This is a genomic window from Alcanivorax sp. (genome assembly GCF_040118815.1).
In the GTDB taxonomy this organism is placed as follows: Bacteria; Pseudomonadota; Gammaproteobacteria; order Pseudomonadales; family Alcanivoracaceae; genus Alcanivorax.
The window spans coordinates 354,194-375,425 of sequence record NZ_JBEDTC010000001.1 but is presented as its reverse complement, the minus strand read 5'-3'; the positions used below and the strand labels follow the sequence as shown (position 1 = coordinate 375,425).

General features: G+C 57.9%; 21 protein-coding genes and 1 tRNA gene. 6 read left to right on the top strand and 16 right to left on the bottom strand.

Annotated elements, in window-relative coordinates; all coding sequences use genetic code 11:
- Positions 1–11: 11 nt before the first annotated feature.
- From ABNH18_RS01690 to purL, 4 genes are all read right to left on the bottom strand, one after another.
- Positions 12–356, bottom strand: coding sequence for a YqfO family protein (locus ABNH18_RS01690; RefSeq protein ID WP_349381150.1), 345 nt, complete (start codon positions 354–356; stop codon positions 12–14).
- Positions 357–383: 27 nt separating this feature from the next.
- Positions 384–1,097 (bottom strand): PaaI family thioesterase, encoded by a 714-nt coding sequence (locus ABNH18_RS01685; protein WP_349381149.1) that lies wholly within the window; start codon positions 1,095–1,097, stop codon positions 384–386.
- Positions 1,098–1,100: 3 nt separating this feature from the next.
- On the bottom strand, positions 1,101–1,766 hold the full coding sequence (locus ABNH18_RS01680; RefSeq protein WP_349381148.1) for a PaaI family thioesterase: 666 nt from the start codon (positions 1,764–1,766) through the stop codon (positions 1,101–1,103).
- 177 nt (positions 1,767–1,943) lie between these two features.
- Complete coding sequence (gene purL, locus ABNH18_RS01675) at positions 1,944–5,834, bottom strand: phosphoribosylformylglycinamidine synthase (RefSeq protein ID WP_349381147.1); 3,891 nt, start codon at positions 5,832–5,834, stop codon at positions 1,944–1,946.
- 421 nt (positions 5,835–6,255) lie between these two features.
- On the opposite strand from purL, the gene mltF reads away from it, so the two are divergent.
- Positions 6,256–7,659 (top strand): membrane-bound lytic murein transglycosylase MltF, encoded by a 1,404-nt coding sequence (gene mltF / locus ABNH18_RS01670; RefSeq protein WP_349381146.1) that lies wholly within the window; start codon positions 6,256–6,258, stop codon positions 7,657–7,659.
- A gap of 193 nt (positions 7,660–7,852) precedes the next feature.
- Here mltF and ABNH18_RS01665 read toward each other — a convergent pair.
- Both ABNH18_RS01665 and ABNH18_RS01660 read right to left on the bottom strand, forming a co-directional pair.
- Positions 7,853–7,929, bottom strand: a tRNA-Val gene (locus ABNH18_RS01665).
- Between the two features lie 143 nt (positions 7,930–8,072).
- Positions 8,073–8,768 (bottom strand): GntR family transcriptional regulator, encoded by a 696-nt coding sequence (locus ABNH18_RS01660; RefSeq protein WP_349381145.1) that lies wholly within the window; start codon positions 8,766–8,768, stop codon positions 8,073–8,075.
- A gap of 195 nt (positions 8,769–8,963) precedes the next feature.
- Between ABNH18_RS01660 and ABNH18_RS01655 the strand changes: the two genes are divergently transcribed.
- Positions 8,964–9,509 carry a hypothetical protein gene (locus tag ABNH18_RS01655; protein ID WP_349381144.1) on the top strand — a complete coding sequence of 182 codons (546 nt, stop codon included), beginning with the start codon at positions 8,964–8,966 and terminating at the stop codon, positions 9,507–9,509.
- Between the two features lie 269 nt (positions 9,510–9,778).
- Positions 9,779–9,937, top strand: coding sequence for a hypothetical protein (locus ABNH18_RS01650; RefSeq protein WP_349381143.1), 159 nt, complete (start codon positions 9,779–9,781; stop codon positions 9,935–9,937).
- 196 nt (positions 9,938–10,133) lie between these two features.
- On the opposite strand, the gene ABNH18_RS01645 is transcribed toward ABNH18_RS01650, so the two are convergent.
- From ABNH18_RS01645 to dapA, 6 genes are all read right to left on the bottom strand, one after another.
- Entirely contained in the window at positions 10,134–10,640 is a 507-nt protein-coding gene (locus ABNH18_RS01645; protein ID WP_349381142.1) for a hypothetical protein, read from the bottom strand.
- A gap of 142 nt (positions 10,641–10,782) precedes the next feature.
- Entirely contained in the window at positions 10,783–11,016 is a 234-nt protein-coding gene (locus ABNH18_RS01640) for a DUF6726 family protein (protein WP_349381141.1), read from the bottom strand.
- Positions 11,017–11,088: 72 nt separating this feature from the next.
- Positions 11,089–11,805: a phosphoribosylaminoimidazolesuccinocarboxamide synthase gene (gene purC / locus ABNH18_RS01635; RefSeq protein ID WP_349381140.1), complete on the bottom strand. Its 717-nt coding sequence runs from the start codon at positions 11,803–11,805 to the stop codon at positions 11,089–11,091.
- Positions 11,806–11,831: 26 nt separating this feature from the next.
- Positions 11,832–12,605, bottom strand: coding sequence for an MBL fold metallo-hydrolase (locus tag ABNH18_RS01630; RefSeq protein WP_349381139.1), 774 nt, complete (start codon positions 12,603–12,605; stop codon positions 11,832–11,834).
- The gene (bamC, locus tag ABNH18_RS01625) at positions 12,605–13,222 is read right to left on the bottom strand and encodes an NlpB/DapX family lipoprotein (protein ID WP_349381138.1); all 618 of its coding nucleotides are present in this window, start codon (positions 13,220–13,222) and stop codon (positions 12,605–12,607) included. The genes ABNH18_RS01630 and bamC overlap by 1 nt, the downstream gene beginning before the upstream one ends.
- Positions 13,219–14,103: a 4-hydroxy-tetrahydrodipicolinate synthase gene (gene dapA / locus ABNH18_RS01620; RefSeq protein WP_349381137.1), complete on the bottom strand. Its 885-nt coding sequence runs from the start codon at positions 14,101–14,103 to the stop codon at positions 13,219–13,221. The genes bamC and dapA overlap by 4 nt, the downstream gene beginning before the upstream one ends.
- A gap of 351 nt (positions 14,104–14,454) precedes the next feature.
- Between dapA and ABNH18_RS01615 the strand changes: the two genes are divergently transcribed.
- Together ABNH18_RS01615 and bcp are read left to right on the top strand one after the other, a co-directional pair.
- On the top strand, positions 14,455–14,982 hold the full coding sequence (locus ABNH18_RS01615; RefSeq protein WP_349381136.1) for a glycine cleavage system transcriptional repressor: 528 nt from the start codon (positions 14,455–14,457) through the stop codon (positions 14,980–14,982).
- Between the two features lie 74 nt (positions 14,983–15,056).
- A complete protein-coding gene (gene bcp, locus ABNH18_RS01610; RefSeq protein ID WP_349381135.1) occupies positions 15,057–15,545 on the top strand; it encodes a thioredoxin-dependent thiol peroxidase in 489 nt (162 codons plus the stop codon).
- A gap of 70 nt (positions 15,546–15,615) precedes the next feature.
- On the opposite strand, the gene ABNH18_RS01605 is transcribed toward bcp, so the two are convergent.
- Positions 15,616–16,707, bottom strand: a complete 1,092-nt coding sequence (locus ABNH18_RS01605) for an AI-2E family transporter (protein ID WP_349381134.1) — start codon at positions 16,705–16,707, stop codon at positions 15,616–15,618.
- Entirely contained in the window at positions 16,707–16,970 is a 264-nt protein-coding gene (locus ABNH18_RS01600) for a sulfurtransferase TusA family protein (RefSeq protein ID WP_349381133.1), read from the bottom strand. The genes ABNH18_RS01605 and ABNH18_RS01600 overlap by 1 nt, the downstream gene beginning before the upstream one ends.
- Before the next feature lie 125 nt (positions 16,971–17,095).
- Between ABNH18_RS01600 and ABNH18_RS01595 the strand changes: the two genes are divergently transcribed.
- Positions 17,096–18,529, top strand: coding sequence for a M48 family metalloprotease (locus ABNH18_RS01595; RefSeq protein ID WP_349381132.1), 1,434 nt, complete (start codon positions 17,096–17,098; stop codon positions 18,527–18,529).
- 228 nt (positions 18,530–18,757) lie between these two features.
- Here the strand turns inward: ABNH18_RS01595 and nadA are convergent, their stop codons facing one another.
- The gene (gene nadA / locus ABNH18_RS01590; protein WP_349381131.1) at positions 18,758–19,807 is read right to left on the bottom strand and encodes a quinolinate synthase NadA; all 1,050 of its coding nucleotides are present in this window, start codon (positions 19,805–19,807) and stop codon (positions 18,758–18,760) included.
- Between the two features lie 153 nt (positions 19,808–19,960).
- Positions 19,961–21,229, bottom strand: a complete 1,269-nt coding sequence (locus ABNH18_RS01585; RefSeq protein ID WP_349381130.1) for a class I SAM-dependent methyltransferase — start codon at positions 21,227–21,229, stop codon at positions 19,961–19,963.
- Positions 21,230–21,232 lie beyond the last annotated feature (3 nt).

Sequence of the window (21,232 nt, the reverse complement as noted above, 5' to 3'; positions counted from 1 at the left end):
GGCAGCAACACTCAGTGCGTACCCGGCAACAGCTCCAGCTTCCACAAATCGATGGCAGGCTCTTCATAGGGGTGAGACAGGCGTAACGCACTGATGACCGCTTGCAGGCACGAGCCCAGGCAGAGCGTCTCCACCCGGTACTCTTCCACCACTTCCACCTGGTCATGCTGACCGAGAAACGGCTGGCTTCCAGACAGAGGACGAAACTGCCCCTGACCCAGCGTCTGAAAGCTGCAATGATCATAATCGCCCAGATGCCCTGCCCCGGCCTCAAAAATAGCCGTTTTCACTTGTTCCACATGGCTCACGGGCACGTAAAAGCACAGCTTGTAGTGCTGCTCATTGGCTTCAGTCATCCTTGCCTCCTCTCGACCCGCTAAGAATTACGACGCCACCTCGGCATCCCGCGATGGCGCAGGCGAGAATTCCGGTTTCAACGCGTACTCGCCGTGGGCCGAAATCCAGATTCCTTCTGCTGAAACCGTTTGCTCACCATTCACCCAAACACTGCCTTCACAGCATAATTTTCGGCGCTCCAGCGAAACCAGCCGGGCTTCGAAATCCACCGGCGTATTCAACGGCGTGGCTGCCAAATAGCGGATATTCAAGGTGCCGGTCATGCCTATCTGGCGAACATAATCCTGTGTCTTGGCCATCAGCATATCCAATGCCAGCGCCAGCACGCCACCATGCACCCGCCCAGGCGGCCCCTGAAACACCGAGCCAAAGGTGGCCCGACCCCGCACGCGGTCGCCATCGAGCCACAGCTCCAGCGGCGGCGATAGCGGGGAAGCCTTGCCGGACAGAATCTCGAAATCCACCAGGTCGGTTACGTCATCACCACTGCCCTGCCCAGCCAGCAAGCGCTGCAGCACCTCGCTGTAATCCCGCTGTCCTTCTTGCTGCAACGCCTGTCGCAGCTTCTGCACCTGAGCAATGTAATCCTGCAACGTATCCTGCGACGCATCCAGACGCAGCACCTGCTCATTAAGGCCCGCCAACTCCTGACCCAATTGGCGATGCAACTGCGCCCGCGCTGAAGGTTCGGGCGTTTCCGCCACACGAATATCACGAAAATGGTAGGTGGTTTCAGTCATCGATTACCCCAGACTCTTGGGCGTCAGCCAGACGCCTTCCGCGTGAACGGTCTGGATGTCTCCGTGCCAGATACCGCCTTCTACAAAAATTTTCCGCCCTTCCTGGCCGGTAATATGCGCCCGACATTCAATCGGCGTTTCGATCGGTGTGGCCGCCAGATAACGAATATTCAGCGTACCGGTGACACCCAAACGAAACGCGGCATGCAGCGCACGGGAAAGCCCCGCATCCAGCAGCCAGGCGATCACACCGCCATGCACTCGCCCCGGCGGCCCCTGGTACTGCAGCCCCAGGCTCACCTCACCCCGGATACCATCCTGATCTTCCTGCAGCCACTGCACCTGGGGCGCAACCGGGTTGGATGGCCCACCCACCGGGTCGTAATCCATCATGTGATAAATGTCTTCCGCGGTAGCCTTGCCGGTAAACAGCTTACGGTTGGCTTCGCGCGTATCGCGACGCGCCGGCGCTCCTACCGTCTCCACCATGGCTTCCAGCTGTTCTGCCCAGGCGGCCAGGGTGGCTTCATCCGCCTCTGCACGGATCAACCGCTCAGCCAGATGCTGCATGGCCGCGCTGATACGGCGGCGCTGCACAAAATCACTGGGCACAGGCTCGGTTTTGTAGGCCTTTTGCAGCTCAAAAGGCCCGAAGGTTTTTTCAGACATGCATGTCTCAATCGACAGTTGATGGTGGACAGCAAAATGCGTTCAAACAATCGTTTGATTCTGAGCGGAGACTGGGCCTGCCTCAAGGCCCGAAGAGGACATAAAAAAGGCGGAAAGGGTCATCCCCTTTCCGCCTTTTTCCGTTTCCCGCTGTCAACGGTCCACTATCGATTGCTCTTAACCCACCCACTTCCTGGCATTGGCAAACATGCGCAGCCAAGGGCCGTTTTCATGGCCACGCCAGTCATCCGGGATCCAGCTGTTCTGCAACACACGGAATACCCTCTCCGGGTGCGGCATCATGATGGTGACGCGCCCGTCGGTGGTGGTAAAACCGGTGACGCCCTGGGGAGAACCATTGGGGTTAGCCGGGTATTGTTCGGCCGGGTTACCCAGACCATCCACATAGCGCAAGCTCACCAAACGTTGCTCGATATTACGGTTCAGCGCATCGTCGGCCAGCTCCACACGGCCTTCACCGTGGGCCACGGCAATCGGGATTCGCGTGCCCGCCATGTCTTTCAACAAAATGGACGGGGAGTCCTGCACTTCCACCAATGAAGTGCGCGCCTCAAACTGTTCGGACAGGTTGCGCACAAAACGCGGCCAGTGTTCGGCACCGGGGATCAGGTCTTTCAGATGCGAGAGCATCTGGCAGCCATTACAGACGCCCAATGCAAAGGTGTCTTCGCGGAAGAAGAAACGGTTGAACGCTTCACGCATTTCTTCGTTGTAGAGCACCGTCTTGGCCCAGCCACCGCCAGCACCCAGCACATCCCCGTAGGAGAAGCCGCCACAGGCCACCAAGCCTTTGAAGTCGTCCAGCTTCACGCGACCTTCAAGCAAATCACTCATGTGCACATCAACGGCGGAGAAGCCGACGCGATCAAACGCCGCCGCCATTTCTGTCTGGCCGTTAACGCCCTGCTCGCGCAGGATCGCCATTTGCGGTTTGGCACCGGTGTTAATGAAGGGCGCCGCCGGGTTTTCCGTCATATCGAAGGTCAAACGCACGTTCAAGCCCGGGCCATTGCTGTGCGGAATGGCATCGAACTCCTGACGGGCGCAATCCGGGTTGTCACGCAGGGACTGCACCTGATAACTGGTTTCCGCCCAGATGCGCTGTAGCTCGCGGCGCGGCGTTTCCAACAGAATGCCGCCGCCCAGACGCAAACGAATCACATCATCACCATCCGGTTGACCCAAACGGTGAACACATTGCCCCAGACCCGCTTCGGCATAACGAGAAACCACCGCGTCAGCCTGGGATTTTTCCACCTGCAACACCGCACCCAGCTCTTCGGTAAACAGGGCAGCGATGGCTTCCGGGGTATCGCCGGCAAGATGATCCAGGCTGATATCCAGTCCAGTGCGGGCGGCAAACGCCATTTCCACCAATGAAGTAAACAGGCCGCCGTCGGAGCGATCGTGGTAGGCCAGCAATTTGCGTTCGGCCAGCAACTGCTGGGTAATTTCAAAAAACGCGATCAGGTCTTTGGCATCGTCCAGGTCCGGGGCAATGTCACCGACCTTGCCGTAGACCTGTGCCAGAGCGGAACCGGCCATGCGGTTGCGGCCACGCCCCAGGTCCAGTAACAGCAGCTCGCTGTCCACGCCGGTTTTCAGTTCCGGTGTCACCGTCAAATCGATATCGGTGACCGTGGAAAACGCAGAAATGACCAGCGACATGGGCGCGGTCACGCTTTTATCGATGCCCTTGTCGTTCCACTCGGTGCGCATGGACAACGAATCCTTACCCACCGGAATGGCAATCCCCAGTTTCGGGCACAGATCCATACCCACGGCTTTCACCGCGTCGAACAGTGCCTGGCCTTCGCCTGGATGGCTGGCAGCAGCCATCCAGTTAGCCGACATGCTGATTTGCCCCAGATCGCCCAGGTGCGCACCAGCAATATTGGTAATCGATTCCGCCACGGCCATGCGCCCGGATGCGGCCGCATCCACCAGGGCCACCGGGGTACGTTCCCCCATGGCCATGGCTTCGCCTGTGGTTTTATTTTCTGCGTTGGGATTAAAACCCGTCGCGGTGACCGCGCAATCTGCCACCGGCACCTGCCAAGGGCCAACCATTTGGTCACGGTGCACCAGCCCGGTAATGGAGCGGTCGCCAATGGTAATCAGGAAGCTCTTGGAGGCCACGGATGGCAGGCGCATGACCCGCTCACCGGCTTCCTTCAAGTCGATGCCGTCAGTGGTAAATGTCTGCCGCACAAAGTCTTCACGCTCAAAACTGCGCTGCATTTTCGGCGGCTTGCCGAACAGCAGATCCATGGGCAGATCCACCGGCGCCTTGCCGAAATGCTCATCGCTCACGGTCAGGTGCTCGGCATCGGTGGCTTCACCCAGCACTGCATAAGGAGTGCGCTCACGTTGGCAGATGGCATCAAAGCCCGTTACGTCCTCTGGCATCACTGCCAACACATAACGCTCCTGGGCTTCATTACACCAGATCTCCACCGGGCTCATGCCGGGCTCGGAGCTAGGCACTTTGCGCAGCTCCAGCTGAGCACCCATATCATGGTCGTGGACCAACTCCGGCAAGGCGTTGGACAAGCCGCCGGCGCCCACGTCGTGGATGGACACAATCGGGTTGTCGTCCCCGCGGGCCCAACAACGGTCGATCACTTCCTGTACCCGACGTTCAATTTCCGGATTCTCACGCTGCACTGAAGCAAAATCCAGCGCTTCCGCAGACTGGCCGGAGGCCATGGAGCTGGCCGCCCCGCCGCCCAAGCCAATCAGCATGGCCGGGCCACCCAGAACGATGATCTTGGCACCGGCGGGGATCGGATTCTTTTCCACATGACCTTCGCGGATATTGCCCAAGCCACCGGCGATCATGATCGGCTTGTGGTAACCGCGTACTTCCTCACCGTTCACACCCGGAGCATTTATTTCCAGGGTCCGGAAGTAACCGCACAGGTTCGGGCGACCAAACTCGTTATTGAACGCAGCAGCGCCAATCGGCCCTTCGATCATGATGTCCAGCGCGGAGGCGATACGCCCGGGCTTACCATAGGGCTGCTCCCAGGGCTGACCAAAACCGGGGATATTCAGGTTGGACACGGAAAAACCGTTCAACCCGGCCTTGGGCTTGGAACCGCGCCCGGTGGCGCCTTCGTCACGAATTTCCCCACCGGAACCGGTGGCCGCCCCCGGATGCGGTGCAATCGCCGTGGGGTGGTTATGGGTTTCCACCTTCATCAGCATATGAACCGGCTCGTTCACGAACTGATACTGCTGGGTGCCCGGCGCCGGGAAGAAGCGGTCAGCCACCGGGCCGATCACCACCGACGAGTTATCGCTATAGGCACTCAATACACGCTCAGGCGCATGCTTGTAGGTATTGCGGATCATCCCGAACAGGCTCAGGTCCTGCTCTTCGCCATCGATGGTCCAGTCCGCGTTGAAGATCTTGTGGCGGCAGTGTTCGGAATTGGCCTGGGCAAACATCATCAATTCTGCGTCAGACGGGTTGCGCCCCAACGCGGTGAATTGCTCTACCAGGTAATCGATTTCATCTGCAGCCAGGGCCAGGCCCAGCTCGCCATTGGCGGTTTCCAGCGCGCCACGGCCACCGCCCAGAATATCCACAGTGGTCAGTTCCCGCGGCTGGTGATGGGTAAACAGCGCGTCGGCGTCGTCCAGCTCCGCCAGTACCACTTCCACCATGCGATCGTGAAGGGCTGCCGCCAATGCTCCACGCTCACCGTCGCCGTCCAGGCGATACTCGATCCCGCGCTCAATCCGCTCTACCTGAGTGAGCCCGGCGTTGTGGCAAATATCCGTGGCCTTGGAGGACCAGGGAGAAATCGTGCCCGGCCGGGGCACCACCACAAAACGCTGCCCCTCAACCGGGGTTTCTTCGACACTCGGGCCATACTGCAGCAAACCTTCCAACACCTGCTGCTGCGCAGCATTCAGTGGCGCAGACAACGCCACAAAATGCACATAGCGGGCAGACAGGACGGATACGCCATTCAGGGACTGAAGCAGTTTTTCCTTACGAAATGCGGACAGGGCCGGGCTTCCGGAGAGGATCAGCATAGTGCGCCTTATATGATTACCAATGGGGATTGAGGGGTGCCAGATGTTCAGGGCCGTTTATTCAGGTTGGCAATGATACGGGATTTGCTCGCCGCTCGCAGCCTCTCAAACCGCCCAATTACACCGACATTTACCCGCCCATCCACGGGCCTCTCACCCTGACATCAGGCAGTCGCCAATCACCTACGACTGACGCCCTATACGCAAATTAATGCTCTTTTCCTGACTTTTAAAAATTGTGCAAAAAAGGAGCAATTGTTCGACAAAGCTTTACAGAACAGCCATTTGCCGATGATAGAGTTGCGCCGCAATTTCGTGATATAGATCACAAGTAAGGAATTACAGCGAAGGCACGGGCCTTCCACCGGTCGGCGGTAAGCAGTATCGACCTGTCTGGACAACCTGACAGAGGTACCACCAAGTGACGGTATTCTTTCGACACAGCAAGCATTTACTCGCCTCGCTGGCACTGTTCAGCGTACTGGGGATGATGCTGGCTATGCGTCCCACCCCCTCCGCCATGGAGCGTGTCATCGCCCGTGGAGAGCTGGTGGTGCTTACCCGTTCGTCCAACACCACCTACTATGAAGATCAGCACGGCTTCACCGGCATGGAGTACGAGCTGGCCAAAGGCTTTGCCGACAGCCTGGGCGTGGAACTGCGCATGCTCGAGTCCAACGACCTGTCCTACATTCGCTACGCCATCCGCAAGGGCACCGCTGACATTGCCGCTGCCGGCCTGGTCGCCACTGCAGAGCGCAGCGAAAGCCTGCGCTTCAGCACCAACTATCAGAATATCGATACCCTGCTGGTACGCCGCCTAAGCAGCCCCCGGATTACCAACCTGAGCGAGCTGGACAACCAGAAAGTGGCAGTGAGCGCCGGCTCCAGCCACGCCGAGCTGCTGATCAAGGCCCAGCTGGACAACCCCGAGCTGGACTTCCAGGAAGTGGAAAACGCCACCCCTGAGCAGCTGCTGGCACTGGTAGAAGACGGCCAAGTCGATTACACCCTGATCAATTCCAACAGCTACGCGCTGCAGCGTGCGCTCTGGCCTGACCTGATTGCCGATTATACCGTCGCCACCGACATGCCGCTGGCTTGGGCCTTTAACCCCAAAGATGACAAAAGCCTGTACCTGGAAGCGCAACGCTACCTGACCCAGGCCAAGGCGGACGGCACCACTGCCAAGCTGGAAGACCGTTTCTACGGGCATGTGGAACAGTTCAACCTGTACGCGGCTCGCAGCTTCATGCGCCACATGGACGACCGCCTGCCACTATATGAAGGGCTGTTCAAAGAAGCCGAAGACAATAGCGGTTTTGACTGGCGTCTGCTGGCCGCCCTGGCCTACCAGGAATCCTTGTGGGATCCCCAAGCCATCTCCCCCACCGGGGTCAAAGGCCTGATGATGCTCACCAACGACACCGCTCGCCAGATGGGCATCAGCGACCGCACCGATCCGTCACAGAGCATCAGTGCAGGCGCCGCCTACCTGCGCCGCACCCATGCGCGGATTCCTGACCGCATTCCTGAACCCAGCCGCACCTGGATGGCACTAGCCGCCTACAACGTGGGCTTTGGTCATCTGGAAGATGCCCGCGTGCTGACCCAGCGTCAGGGCGGCGACCCAGACAACTGGCAGGACGTGAAGCAACGCCTGCCCCTGCTGGCAAAATCCGCCTATGCGGACCAGCTTCGCTACGGCAATGCCCGAGGCGGCCAGGCAGTGATATATGTCCGTCATATTCGCCGCTACTACGACCTGTTGGTCTGGGCTGAAAACTCCCGCCGCCGCGACGGCACCCTCGTTGCCCTGAACTAATACCGTTGCCAGCCAGGCAACACAGAGGCACAACGCGACAACAGGCTTTCAGTGATCTTTGTTCTCTGTGGTGAGTCATCCAGCCTGTATGGGTTTTCCTGCACACACAGCGACGCACCCGCCAAGGATCAGCCGAACGCCAGACACAAAAAAGCCCGACTATCGTTAGCCGGGCTTTTTTGTGTCTTTAATATGGTAGAACCGGGCGGATTCGAACCGCCGACCTCCGCCATGTCAAGGCGGCGCTCTAACCAACTGAGCTACGGTTCTATGGCGACCTTCAGAAGAGCAGTAAGCGTTTGATCAACGGCCCTGCCTGAAGAGGGTGGCAATTCTATGCAGCTTGGCCCTTCAGGGCAAGACCCCATCGCAGATTGCCTGTTATCCGCAACCGATCGCCACGCAAACAGGCATTACTTGCGGCGGCGCGAGCCCCAGGCGGTTTCAATCTGGCGGGCGCGGGTGATGGATTCTTCCACCAGGTCCGACTGGTGCTCGGCGAACTCGCGAATAATCTCCAACGCCGAACGCACATCACGGCGGAAAATGGTTTCCACCAGCGCCTTAAAGAACGACAGGCACTCCTTGATTTCATCCGGCTCCAGGTGCAAGGCCATAAAGTAAGCCCGCTGCATGGCCGGCTGCATATTGATCAGCACATCTTCCACGAAGACATTGCGGGCGAACGGATAGACATGTTCCAGAAAGCGAAAGCTGAGGGTAAAGAAAACATCGTGGTCACGCTCCTCCGTCGCCACTTGCAAGCCATGCACCAGCTCGATGAAGGAATCCAGGTCTTCTTCGCGCACCACCTTGATGGCCTTACGAATCACCAATCCCAGCAGCACCTGCATCACTTCGTACAGGCTACGCACATGCGCTTCGGACATCTCTTTCACCACAGCACCACGGCGCGGCAAAATGTCGATCAGCTGGCGACGCTGCAAGATCAGCAGCGCCTCACGCACAGACCCCCGGCTAACATCCAGCTCCCCTGCCACACGCAGCTCCTGAATGCGGTCACCGGCGAGCATGTCGCCATGAATGATTTGCTGAGCGAGATGCTGGGCAATTTGCTCAGAGAGGCTTTCCTTCGCTTTAAAGCTCACCGAACCCCCGGTACTTGTTGAACAATCCAATTAGGCTTGTCCGACTATAGTACACAAGAAACCCACCACCAAGTGCTGGATTTGCCAACCATCCCCCGCCAGTATCAAATACATCAATGCCATACTGAATTCACTCACAGAACGGATTCACCCACAAAAAAAATTGTGACCACACCCAGTACCGGGCGGAGCTGCATGAACAAGGATTTGATCACCCAGTTACCCAGAGTTGAGCAACTGTTCGACCAGTACGCGGAGCGTTTTGGCAAACAACAGACGGCTTACCGCAACCATGTGTATCGGCTAGTAAACCTGGTCATGGCCCAACGCCCCATCAACGACGAAGAGCTGGGCAAGCTGCAAGTCGCCGCCTTTTTCCATGATGCCGGTATCTGGCTGGCCGGTACCTTCGACTACCTACAGCCATCCGCCCGCCTCGCTGAGCACTACCTTCAGGAAGAAGGCCTGGAAGACTGGTGTCAGGACGTGCACACCATGATCATGAATCACCACAAGCTCAGCCGCTTCAGCCGCAACCATCAGGACCTCACCGAAGTGTTCCGCCGGGCAGACTGGGTTGATGTGAGCCTGGGGCTGCTGCGATTCGGCATCCCCATGGCGCGGATCCGGCTGATCAAACGGGGCTTCCCCAACGCAGGCTTTCATCCGCTATTACTAAAGCTCAGCGGCCAGCAACTACTCAACCAGCCCTGGCGCCCCCTGCCCATGCTCAAACGATAAACACGCCCGCCAGAACCGTAGCGCACCGACAAGAAAAGTTACTCACAACTTCTGTGGATAACTCTGTGTATAGACTGTCAGGAACTGCCGCCACCGCCTGCCGTGCCTGCCATGTCATTAAAATGATGAAAAAATGGCCATAAAATTAAACCCTTTAAAATCATGAAGTTACAAATACGCTCTGCAAATCAATAGCTTAGCCACCAACGCTCACGCATCGGGTGAAATAAGCGTTTTCGCTGTGCAAAACTGTTGCCCGGGAACAGGGCATGACAGGAAAAGCAAGTGAAAGGAGCGCCCGATTGACGAAAAATCCGGCGAACGGTTTTACCCAGCGCGGCAAGCAGGCGGAGTCATCAAAACGAGAAAAGCCGCTTATTGAGCGGCTTTTCTATAAAACGGGGATTTCAGGCTTAGGGAACCTCTGAATAACTCCTGGCATGCTCAGCGTGAGCCTGAAGCGTGCAGCTGCTGTGTCTTGTTTCGATGGATGGGCATATCTCGATCCCCCTTGAGGGGACACCTTCAAAAGAGCGCCCCTCTTTACCTTGGCCGAGGGGGGCGAACCAGCCTGAAAGACTGAGTACGCAAGGAGTTATTCAGAGGTTCCTTAGGCTTGAGCAATCAACGGCGCAGACTGAAACTCACTCCCAGCACAACCACCGGCTCGATATCCAGATCATACCGATCCCGCTCTTCCTCGCTATCGCAAGCCCTGCTACCACGGTATTCCCCGCACTCCAGCGCTTCCAGCACCCCTACCGCCGCGCTCACGGTCCAGCGCGAATACGGTTTCACCCACTGGTGTCCCAGCTCAACGCCAGCGCCCAGACGCTCATAGTGGCGCTCGCCACCCAGATCGCCCGCCATCAGCCCCGTGTAGAAGCCCTTTTCTGACATCAGGCCGCGCTCCATTTTATGGCGCCAACCCGCAACCCAACGGAACTCTTCCGTATCCAAGCCACTGGAATCCACATAATAGGAAGGCATACCGTAGAAGCTGTTCTTTTCGGTGGCCCATTCGAGGTTAAGCCCGACCAGACCATTGAGATAACCGATACCGATAAGGGCATCGTCCGCCGCTGCCGACAGAGGCAGCAACGCAAGGAAGGAAAGCAGCCAGCGGCGCATGGCAAACTCCAGTTTATTGTTGTTATATCGGGCAAGCTCCGGCAAAGAGCCTGTATTTTTCACAACACCCCAGCCAATTACAAGCGCCAAGGCGTCACCGCCCCGCCGGCAAAAACGCCGGCCCAGGCCGATGCAGTATGGATCAGAGCGGGATTTTATCGATGTTGTCGGCAGTCGCATCAATGGCGCCGTCAACCTTTTCCAAGGCTTCATCGGCGGCATTGCCAGCCACCGGGATAATCGACAGCACGGCCCCGACCACGGAACCGGCCGCCCCCACTAAACGCATGGGCGTGGTTGCCAACTTGGTGAGGAAACAACCGCTGAGAACGGCTGCCAACAGGCCAATCACGGCCAGACGCATTACGGATTTCATACCTTTTCCTTTTTTCTACTTATTATTGGGAGCCCACCAACACCGATCGGTCCAGCAGGCCCACGCGATCTATCAGTACTCGAACGTCATCCCCAGACGCTTGCCCACTTCTTCGTAGGCTTCTACCACGCCGCCCAAACCCTGGCGGAAACGGTCCTTGTCCAGTTTTTCGCGGGTGTTCTTGTCCCACAGGCGACAACCGTCCGGGCTGAATTCATCGCCCAGCAGTACTTCACCATTAAACACACCAAATTCCAGCTTGTAATCCACCAGCAGCATTTCACCATCCAGAAACAGCTGCTTGAGTACATCGTTCACCTGGAAGGTAAGCACTTTCATCTGCGCCACCTGATCATCGGTGGCCCAGCCAAAGCTCTGAATATGGTAATCGTTGACCATGGGATCCCCCAGGTCATCATCCTTGAGGAAGAATTCGAAGGTGGGCGGGTTCAACTCCAACCCTTCTTCCACGCCCAAACGACGGCAAATGGAGCCTGCGGCAATGTTTCGCACCACACACTCCACCGGAATCATCTCCATTCTCTTGACCAGCGATTCCGTGGCCGACAAGGTTTTCTCGAAGTGGCAGGGAATGCCTGCTGCCTTCAGCTTTTCCATGATGGCCGCGTTGAACTGATTGTTCACCGCTCCCTTACGTGCCAACGCCTCCTTTTTTTTGCCGTCGAAGGCTGAGGTGTCGTCACGAAACAGCATGATCAGCTTGTCCGCGTCATCGGTGGTGTACACAGACTTGGCTTTGCCGGCATACAACTCGTCGCGTTTTTCCATGGAAAGGCCTATTACTCAGGTCAGTATTAATGTACTTGCAGCCAGTCAAACCCTTCCGTCTGACTGGCAACGCCAATTCGTTCACGCCCTTGGGTAATCACCCGTTCGACCGCATCCAGCGCGTGCCGGGACGTGTTGTTCTGTTCGCTCAGGTGCGACAGCACCAAGTGTTGCAAGCGATCCACATTCGCTTGGCGCAACAAGGCTGCGGCCTGATCATTGCTCAGATGCCCTAACATACCACCCACGCGCCGTTTCAACGATGATGGATACGGGCCAGATGCCAACAATTGCGGGTCGTGATTGCACTCCAGCACCAGCGCATCGCATTCGCGGTAAGCATCGACCACATGGGGAGTAATCGCGCCCAGGTCCGTCAACACGCCCACGGTGCGCTGTTGCCACGAAAAACGGTACTGGCAAGGTTCGCGGGCGTCATGGGGCACCAGCACCGGCAAAATTTCCATGGCTCCCAGGGTAAACGCCCGACCGGGGCGAATTTCCTGCCAGTCTGCGCCTTTCAGGGTAGCGCGTTTATCGTGCACCGCACTGGCGGTGCCAAACGAGCTGTACACCGGGCACCCCACCTTGCGGGCCAGCGCCCCAGCGCTGCGAATATGATCGCCATGCTCATGGGTGACCAGAATCGCGCTTAGCTGCTCCGCCGCCAACCCAAGACGGCCCAACCGTGCTTCGGTTTCCTTGACGGTAAAACCGCAATCGATCAGCACCAGGGTATCGTCAGCCCGGACCAGCGTGGCATTGCCTTTACTGCCACTGCCCAGTGACGCCAGCTGCATTAATCGAGCTCGTCGTAAATTCGCTCAAGAATAGCCAGCCCCGGGGTTTTATCCACCAGAGCGGTGCCTTTCTCGTTGAGGACCGCCACCTGGATACCGTTAGTGGTGTGGCTCAGCTTCAGCTGGGCTTCGCGGGCCCCCAATTCATAACGGTTGGGCACCTTGAGATAGAAAATACCCACTTCACGATCGCGGTCACCCACTTTCAAATCAGTCTGTTTCAGAGCATCGCCCACGTATTCCCACGCCCAGGCGTATCGGGTGGACATCATGATGATCGGGTAGCCGTTGCCATCACGGCCCAGCAACGCCTTGGCGGACTCCCCTTCCGGAGCGGGCTCATCATTTTCCTTGTCCGGCGCATTCCCCAGCACCACCAGCTGCGGCGGGCGTGGCGGCTCAAAACGGTCTTCATCTTCACGGGGAGCCGTCAACCGTTCGTCCTGACGGGGTACCGCATACAGCGGCTGCTCACCAATAAATACGCCACCCTCCGGTACCTCGATCGGAGCTGTCACGTCCGCTTTTCGGTACTCCAGGCTGCTATCCGGCAACCAGCTACAACCGGTGACCAGCAGGGCGAGCATGAGTGGTGCAAGCGACGCCGCTTTCTTCATTTAACCTCCAGCAGGCCGCATTGACGCATGGTTTCACGCAACCGCGGCTGGGCCGCTTCTGACAGCGACACCAGCGGCAGCCGGATGCCTGCGTCAATCAGCCCCATTTCAAACAGTGCCCATTTCACCGGGATCGGATTCGCTTCAATAAACAAATCACGGTGCAGGGGTTCCAGTTCCGCATTCAGTGCACGGGCGGTATCCGCATCCCCGGCCAACGCGGCCTCACACATGGCCGCCATTTTTGCCGGTGCTACATTGGCGGTGACAGAAATATCGCCGTGACCGCCAGCCAGAATGAAGTCCATGGCGGTGGCGTCATCACCGGAGTAAAGCATGAAGTCGTCACCGCAACGCTCACGGATTTCGCGGGCCCGCTCCAGGTTCCCGGTCGCTTCCTTAATGCCCACAATGTTCGGCACCTTGCTCAAGCGCTCCACGGTTTCCGGCAACAGATCGCAGGACGTCCGCCCAGGCACGTTATACAGGATCTGGGGAACATCCACGGCGCGGGCCACCGCCAGAAAGTGCTGATACAGACCTTCCTGGGGCGGCTTGTTGTAATAAGGCGTCACCAGCAAACAGGCATCGGCACCATCACGTTTGGCGTCACGGGTCAGGCGAATGGCTTCTTCGGTATTGTTGGCACCGGTACCGGCAATCACAGGGAGCCGTCCCCTGGCCAGCGCCACCACTTCACGGATCACGCTGTCATGCTCTTCAAAACCCAGCGTGGCGGATTCACCCGTAGTGCCCACAGCCACGATAGCGTGAGTGCCCTGCTCTACATGCCAGTTAACCAGCGAGCGCAAACGCTCCCAGTCCACGGACCCATCTGCACGCATGGGGGTCACCAAGGCCACTATGCTGCCGCGAATCATGCCTGTCTCCTGTTGTGCGCAAACGCTATGCGCCAATTAACCGCGACGCTTCCTGCAAGCAGGCGCTATCGTCGAGTGAAGGGCGCTATGGTAAACCTCGCCCCCAAGCCGGACAAGGCGCGCGTCCCCCGTTTACCTCTGCAAACGCAAGGGGAAGCGAAAAATGGCAGCGCCTCGGCGGCCAGGTATTGAGACAACCCCAGCCGACAAGTGTTCAGTCCGTGATGAACTGGTTAGACTCATTAGCCACACACGCCCCATCAGAGGGCGAATTCAGCCCGGCATACCGATGGCCATTCGGGTATTGCTTGGGCCGGAATATTGATGGCCCACCACTGATGGAGAGCAGCCATGGACCAGTTGATTGTAATTTCTGCCCTCGGCACCGACCGGCCCGGTATTGTGCAGGCCCTGTCCAAAGCCGTGCTGGAATACGACGGCAGTATCATGGATTCGCGCATGACGGTATTGGGCGGCGAATTTGCCGTGCTGATGCTGGTCGCCGGCAACGCAGCCACCCTGGACAGCCTGGAAGCCGGGCAACAGCAAATGGCCGAACAGCTGGACCTGCTGATCACGCTCAAGCGCACCCGCGCCCCGGATGCCGGCCCTGCGGCCCTGCCCTATGAGGTAGAAGTCGTCGCCATGGACAACCCCGGCATCGTTCATGAAATCGCCAATTTCTTTTCCACGCGCAATATCAATATTGATGATTTGCATACCGGCACCTACGCTGCGCCCCACACCGGTACCCGCATGTTCAGCCTGCATCTGGTCCTGAGCATGAGTGCGGAGCACTCCGTGGCCCAGTTGCGTGATGCGTTCCTGGATTTCTGTGAAGCGCGCAACCTGGACGCCACCATGACGCCCAAGCGCTAACGAGACGCTCGACGCATCACGCTGCAGGCAACACGTAAAAAGATATCAACCAAACAAGGGAAACAGACACAGACATGGCACACCCCAAGATTGGCAATCTGGCCCCCAACTTCACATTGCCGGATCAGGACGGCAACCCGATAGAACTGAAATCCTTCAGGGACAAGAACCCGGTGGTGATTTTCTTCTACCCCAGGGCCCTCACCCCGGGTTGCACCACCCAGGCCTGCGGCATTCGCGATACCAAGGCCGAGCTGGAAAAGCGTGGCGTGGCTGTGTTCGGCATCAGCCCGGATGCCGTTGCTCGCCTACCCAAGTTTATCGACAAACATGACCTGAACTTCACCTTGTTATCGGACGAAGATCACGCCACCGCCGAGAAATACGGGTGCTGGGGTATGAAAAAGTTCATGGGCAAGGAATTCATGGGGCTGATCCGCACCACCTTCATCGTCGGCAAGAATGGCAAGCTGCTGAAGGTGATGGACAAATTCAAAACCAAGTCCCATCACGACGATCTGCTGGCAGAACTGGATGCGCTGGGGATTACCCCTAACGCCTGATGCCCAAAGCCTGGCGCCATGCAGTGACGGAAGCCTGTTGTCTTCCGTCTTCCGACGCGTCAGGCGTTTATCAGGCCTCTGGCTGCGCTTCCAGCTTCCCGGGAGAATAATCTGCTTGCCGGGGCCAGGCGTTGATCACCGCCTTGATCAACGTAGCCAGAGGGATCGCAAAGAACACCCCCCACAGCCCCCACAACCCGCCGAACAACAGAATCGCGGTGATGATTGCCACCGGGTGCAGGTTCACCGCCTCGGAAAACAACAGCGGCACCAGAATATTGCCATCAATGAACTGGATAATGCCGTACACGATCATCACCAGGGCGAAATCGCCGCCCCAGCCGAACTGCACATAGGCTACAGCGGCCACCGGCAAGGTCACCACGGTGGCGCCAATATACGGCACCACCACCGACAACCCCACCAGCACCGCCAGCAGCACCGCGTAATTCATGTCCAGCAGCACAAAAGCAATAAAGGTCGCCCCACCCACCAGCAGGATTTCAATGGCCTTGCCCCGCACATAGTTGGCAATCTGGCCGTCCATTTCCTGCCACACATGGGACAAAATCCGGCGTTTGCGAGGCAGAAAACCCAGCATCCAGTTCACCAGGGTTTCCCGGTCTTTCAGAAAGAAAAAGACTAGTAGCGGCACCAACACCAGGAACACCATGATTTCCACCAGGTTCGGAATCGACGCCAACGACAGGGTCAGCACCCCCTGCCCGGCTTCCGCCACTTCCCGCTGAATCACCGCAACAATGGAGTTCACCTGTTCCATGGAAATAATTTCCGGGTAATGCGCCGGCAATCCACGCAACCAGATCTCCCCGTTTTTGAGCACATGGGGCAACTGGTCCTGGACCAGCAACACCAACTGCCGCCAAACCATGGGCAACAACACAATCAGCGTTGCAATCAACAGCCCCATGAACAGCGTGAACACCAGGCCTACCGCCAGCATGCGTTTCACACCCCGACGCTCCAGCGCCCCCACCAGCCCCTGCATCAGGTAAGCAACCACCATGGCCGTCAACACCGGAGCCAACATGCCGCCAAAGAACGCGATGGTCAGGCCAATAACCAGCAGCAGGACAACCAGATAGACCGCTTCTTCATCGGAGAAGTAGTTATCGGCCCAGTTTCTCAATATGCGTAGCATCAAGGCTCCTGTGTGCCGCAGCGAATAACAAAACAATAGCGACCATGGGTTTCCTGCATGCGAACTAGCTCATGGCAGGACTGTCTCAGATAAGCAGGAATATCACTGGCTGAACCAGTGTCCGTGGCGATCACTTCCAGCAATTGTCCGGCGCGCAGCTGCCGTAACGCCTGCCGGGTTTTCAATAACGGCAGAGGGCATTGTAACGTGGAGGCATCCACATGGAGATCAACCGTTTGTTCGGATAAAGGGTACTCAGTCATGCTAATCGCTTCATTCGTCGCCGCCCTGACGGCATTATAGTCACAAGCAGGGCATTGATTCAGTGCCCGCGTAGCGATACCCGGAATTCCATGACCCGTTACTCGTCGTTGGACGGAGCCACAACTTGAAGCTGTTTTTACGTACCTTTTTGCTGTTCAGCTGCTGCTGGCTGGCCAGTCCATCCACCGCCGATGACAACCTGCCGGTGCTCGGGGACCCCACTGCCGCGCTGATGTCCGCTGATCAGGAATACCGCCTGGGGCGGGCCTGGCTGCGTAGCCTGCGCGGACAGACCTCCATTATGTCGGACCCGATGGTGCAGGAGTACGTGGAAAGTCTGGTTTACCGCCTGGCGTCCTACAGCGATCTGAAAGAACCGAACCTGGATATCGTGGTGATCAACAGCCGCCAGATTAACGCCTTTGCGGTACCTGGCGGCGTCATCGGGCTGAATGCCGGGCTATTTCTTGATGCAGAAAGCGAAGATGAGGTCGCCGGGGTAATCGCCCACGAAATTGCCCACGTGAGCCAGCGGCACTTTGCCCGCCGCTATCTGGATTCGAAAAAGATGAACACCGCCGTGCTGGCCGCCATGCTGGCCAGTCTTGCCGTGGCCATTGCCGGGGACGGCGAAGCCGGCATGGCCGGCATTGCCGCCACCCAGGCCGGTGCCATTCAGGCCCAGCTGGCCTATTCTCGCCAAAATGAACGCGAAGCCGACCGGGTCGGCATGCAAACCCTGGCCGCCTCCGGAATGGACCCGAGCGCCATGCCACGCTTTTTCGAACGCATGCACGATAGCCAGCGTTTTTCCGGCGACCCACCGGAGTTCCTGCTTACTCACCCGGTCACCGAGAGCCGCATTGCCGACAGCCGCGCCCGTGCTCGCACCCTGCCCCCGGCACGGCTGTCGGTATCCACCGGCTTTCTGCTGGCCCAGGCACGCCTCAAGGCGGGCTTCATTACCTCTGACGACCAGGCCATTGAATACTTCAGACGCTACAGCAACGAGCGCAGTGCCCTGGGCCTGAAAGCGGCTCGTTATGGCCTGGCACTGAGCTACCTGCGCGCCAATCACTATGATCAGGCCCGCGACCTGATGCAGGGGCTGGCCGATCAATACCCGGACGAGCTCTGGTTCCGCCTGGGACTGGCGGAAGTGGCACTGGATGAAGGGGATTACCCACGGACCATTCAAGCAACCGAGTGGGTGCAGAAAATTTCTCCGGATAACTACGCCGCGTCCATCCTGCAGAGCAAAGCCTACCTGCGCAGTAAGCAGCCGGAAAAAGCCCTGCCGCTACTCAAACCGCTTGTCCATGAGCATACCAATGATCCGCATATCTGGGATCTAGCTGCCGATGCCTACGGCAACAGCGGGGATACCGTGCGTGCCCTGCATGCCCGCGCCGAAAGCCAGTTCCTGCGCGGCAACGATCCCAAGGCCCAGCAACAAATGCGCTACGCCCTGCGCGATGCAGAAAACGACTTTGCCCTGTATAGCAAATTGAACGGACGCTTACGGCAAATGAAGCGACTCTCCGAAGAGGAATTCTAAGGAACCGCTGAAAACGCCAGCACGAGTGCGCGAAGCGATGCTTGCATCGCAAAGCAACCTGTGTCGCACAGCGGTTATTCGTGATGCAAGCATCACTTCCCACAGAAAGTCAGTGGTGTTGGGCGTTCTCAGAGGCTCCCTAAAAAAAGCGAGACAATAAAGCCTGGGAGGTTGATACGGCCTGCGGTATTTCCACAAGCCCTATCAGACAAGGCGGCCTCACCCCCTTCAGGCTTTCAAGGATTGGCCAAAATCCAGCATGCGGTTCAACGGCACCATGGCTTTCTCTGCCAGATCCTCATCGACAAAGATTTCCTGGCCCATGCCGTTTTCATCTTCCAGCACCGCCAGCATATTCTGCAGGCCATTCATGGCCATCCACGGGCAGTGAGCGCAACTGCGGCAGGTTGCACCAGACCCCGCCGTCGGCGCTTCCAGGAACGTTTTCCCCGGCGCCAGTTGCTGCATCTTGTAGAAAATGCCCTTGTCCGTCGCGACGATAAACGCTTGGTTATCCATCTCACAAGCGGCTTTGATAAGCTGCGAGGTAGAACCCACCACATCCGCCATGGCTACCACTGAAGCCGGAGATTCCGGATGCACCAGAATGGCCGCATCCGGGTACGCTGCTTTCAAATCATGCAGACCTTTGGCCTTGAACTCTTCGTGCACGATGCACGCGCCATCCCAGCACAGCACATCGGCGCCGGACTTATCGCGCACGTAACCGCCAAGATGCTTGTCCGGGGCCCACAGAATTTTTTCGCCGTTGCGGTCCAGATGTTCGATCAACTCCACCGCAATGGACGAGGTGACCACCCAATCAGCTCGGGCTTTCACCGCAGCGGATGTATTGGCGTAAACCACCACCGTGCGGTCCGGGTGCTGGTCACAAAAGTCGGAGAATTCGTCTTCCGGGCAGCCGATATCCAGAGAGCAGGTGGCTTCCAGCGTCGGCATGAAGACACGCTTTTCCGGACTGAGAATTTTGGCGGTCTCGCCCATGAACTTCACCCCAGCCACAATCAATGTGGACGCAGGATGGTCTTTACCGAACCGGGCCATTTCCAGGGAATCGGACACACAGCCCCCGGTCTCTTCCGCCAGAGACTGAATTTCAGGGTCTGTATAGTAATGCGCCACCAGTACCGCATCGCGTTGACGCAACAGCGCCTTGATCCGGTCTCGATAGGATGCACGCTGCTCATCGCTGAGTGTATCGTCCGGCGCTACCTTGGCCAGGTGCGCCTGAACCCGTGCTTGTGCCTCTGCAGTCATTGCCTTACCGCCCGGGGTTTCCCCCTGATATCAACAACTTAGAAAATTAATACCAAAATAAGGCGGGCATAATACCACAACAGCGAAAAACCGCTGAATAGCGGCCTGTTGCTAGCCCTGCAGAGAATAAAATGCGCCCGCCAATGGCTGTTTTCAAGCCTTTAACGAGGGCCGATAGGCGGGACCTGCGGCAACCAGGTGTACCGTGCTGATGGCGCGTTCCAGAAACGCCCCCTCGCAATAACAGAAGTAGTACTCCCACATGCGCACGAACCGTTCATCAAAGCCCAGTTCACGGATGCGAGACAAGGCACCATGAAAACGTTGCCGCCAATGATTCAGGGTCAGGGCGTAGTCGTAGCCGATGTCGTGCAGCTCTGTGGTCACCAGACCAGTGTGTCGCGTCAGGTTATCGCACATCACTGACACGCTGGGCAGGAAGCCGCCTGGGAAGATATAGCGCTTAATAAAATCCACCTGCTTGAGCGCGTAGTCATAACGCTGATCCGGCACGGTAATCGCCTGTATCAACAACAACCCTTCCGGCTTCAGGCGCTTGCCCAGCACATCAAAATAGCCCGGCAAAAATTCTGCCCCCACCGCTTCGATCATTTCCACCGACACCACCCGATCGTACTGGCCGGTCAGTTCCCGGTAATCGTTCTCCAGAATGGTAATACGATCATCCAGCCCCGCATCGGCAACCTGTTCACGGGCATAACGGGCCTGCTCGCGGGAAATGGTTGTGGTGGTCACCGTAACCCCATAGTGCTGCGCGGCATGCAGGGCCAGGCCACCCCAACCGGTGCCGATTTCCAGCAAGGTCATACCTGGCTGTAATTGCAGGCGCTGGCAGATCAGGTCCAGCTTGTGCACAGACGCTTCTTCCAGAGAGGCATCCGGGCGAGGAAACACCGCACTGGAATACATCATGGTGCGATCAAGAAACAGGCTGAAAAAATCGTTACCCAAATCATAGTGGGCAGAAATATTTCTGCGTGACCCTTGCAGAGAATTTCGGTTGTAGCGGTGCAGCATTTTCAGGGCTGGCTTGGACAGGGAAGCAAACCCGCCTTCCAGGGCCTGCATGGCATCCACATTAGCCGCGAAATAGCGAATCACTTTGATCAAGTCCGGGCTGGACCAGCCTTGCTCCATAAACGCTTCCGCCGCCCCCAGCGCCCCACCGCTCATCATCATGCCGTAGGTGCGCCAGTCGGTCAGTACGATGTGTCCCAGTTCATGAGCCTGAGCACTATTGCCCAGCATGACGGAATTGCCGTCCGGCTCATCGATACGCAGGCCGCCATGGGGCAGTTTCGCAAGCTGGTTCAACACCAGTGTACGCGCCACCGATTGCGGCCAACTCAGTGTGCCGGCCTGGTCACCTTTATTGTCAGAGGCTTTATCGCCAGACAGCATGTG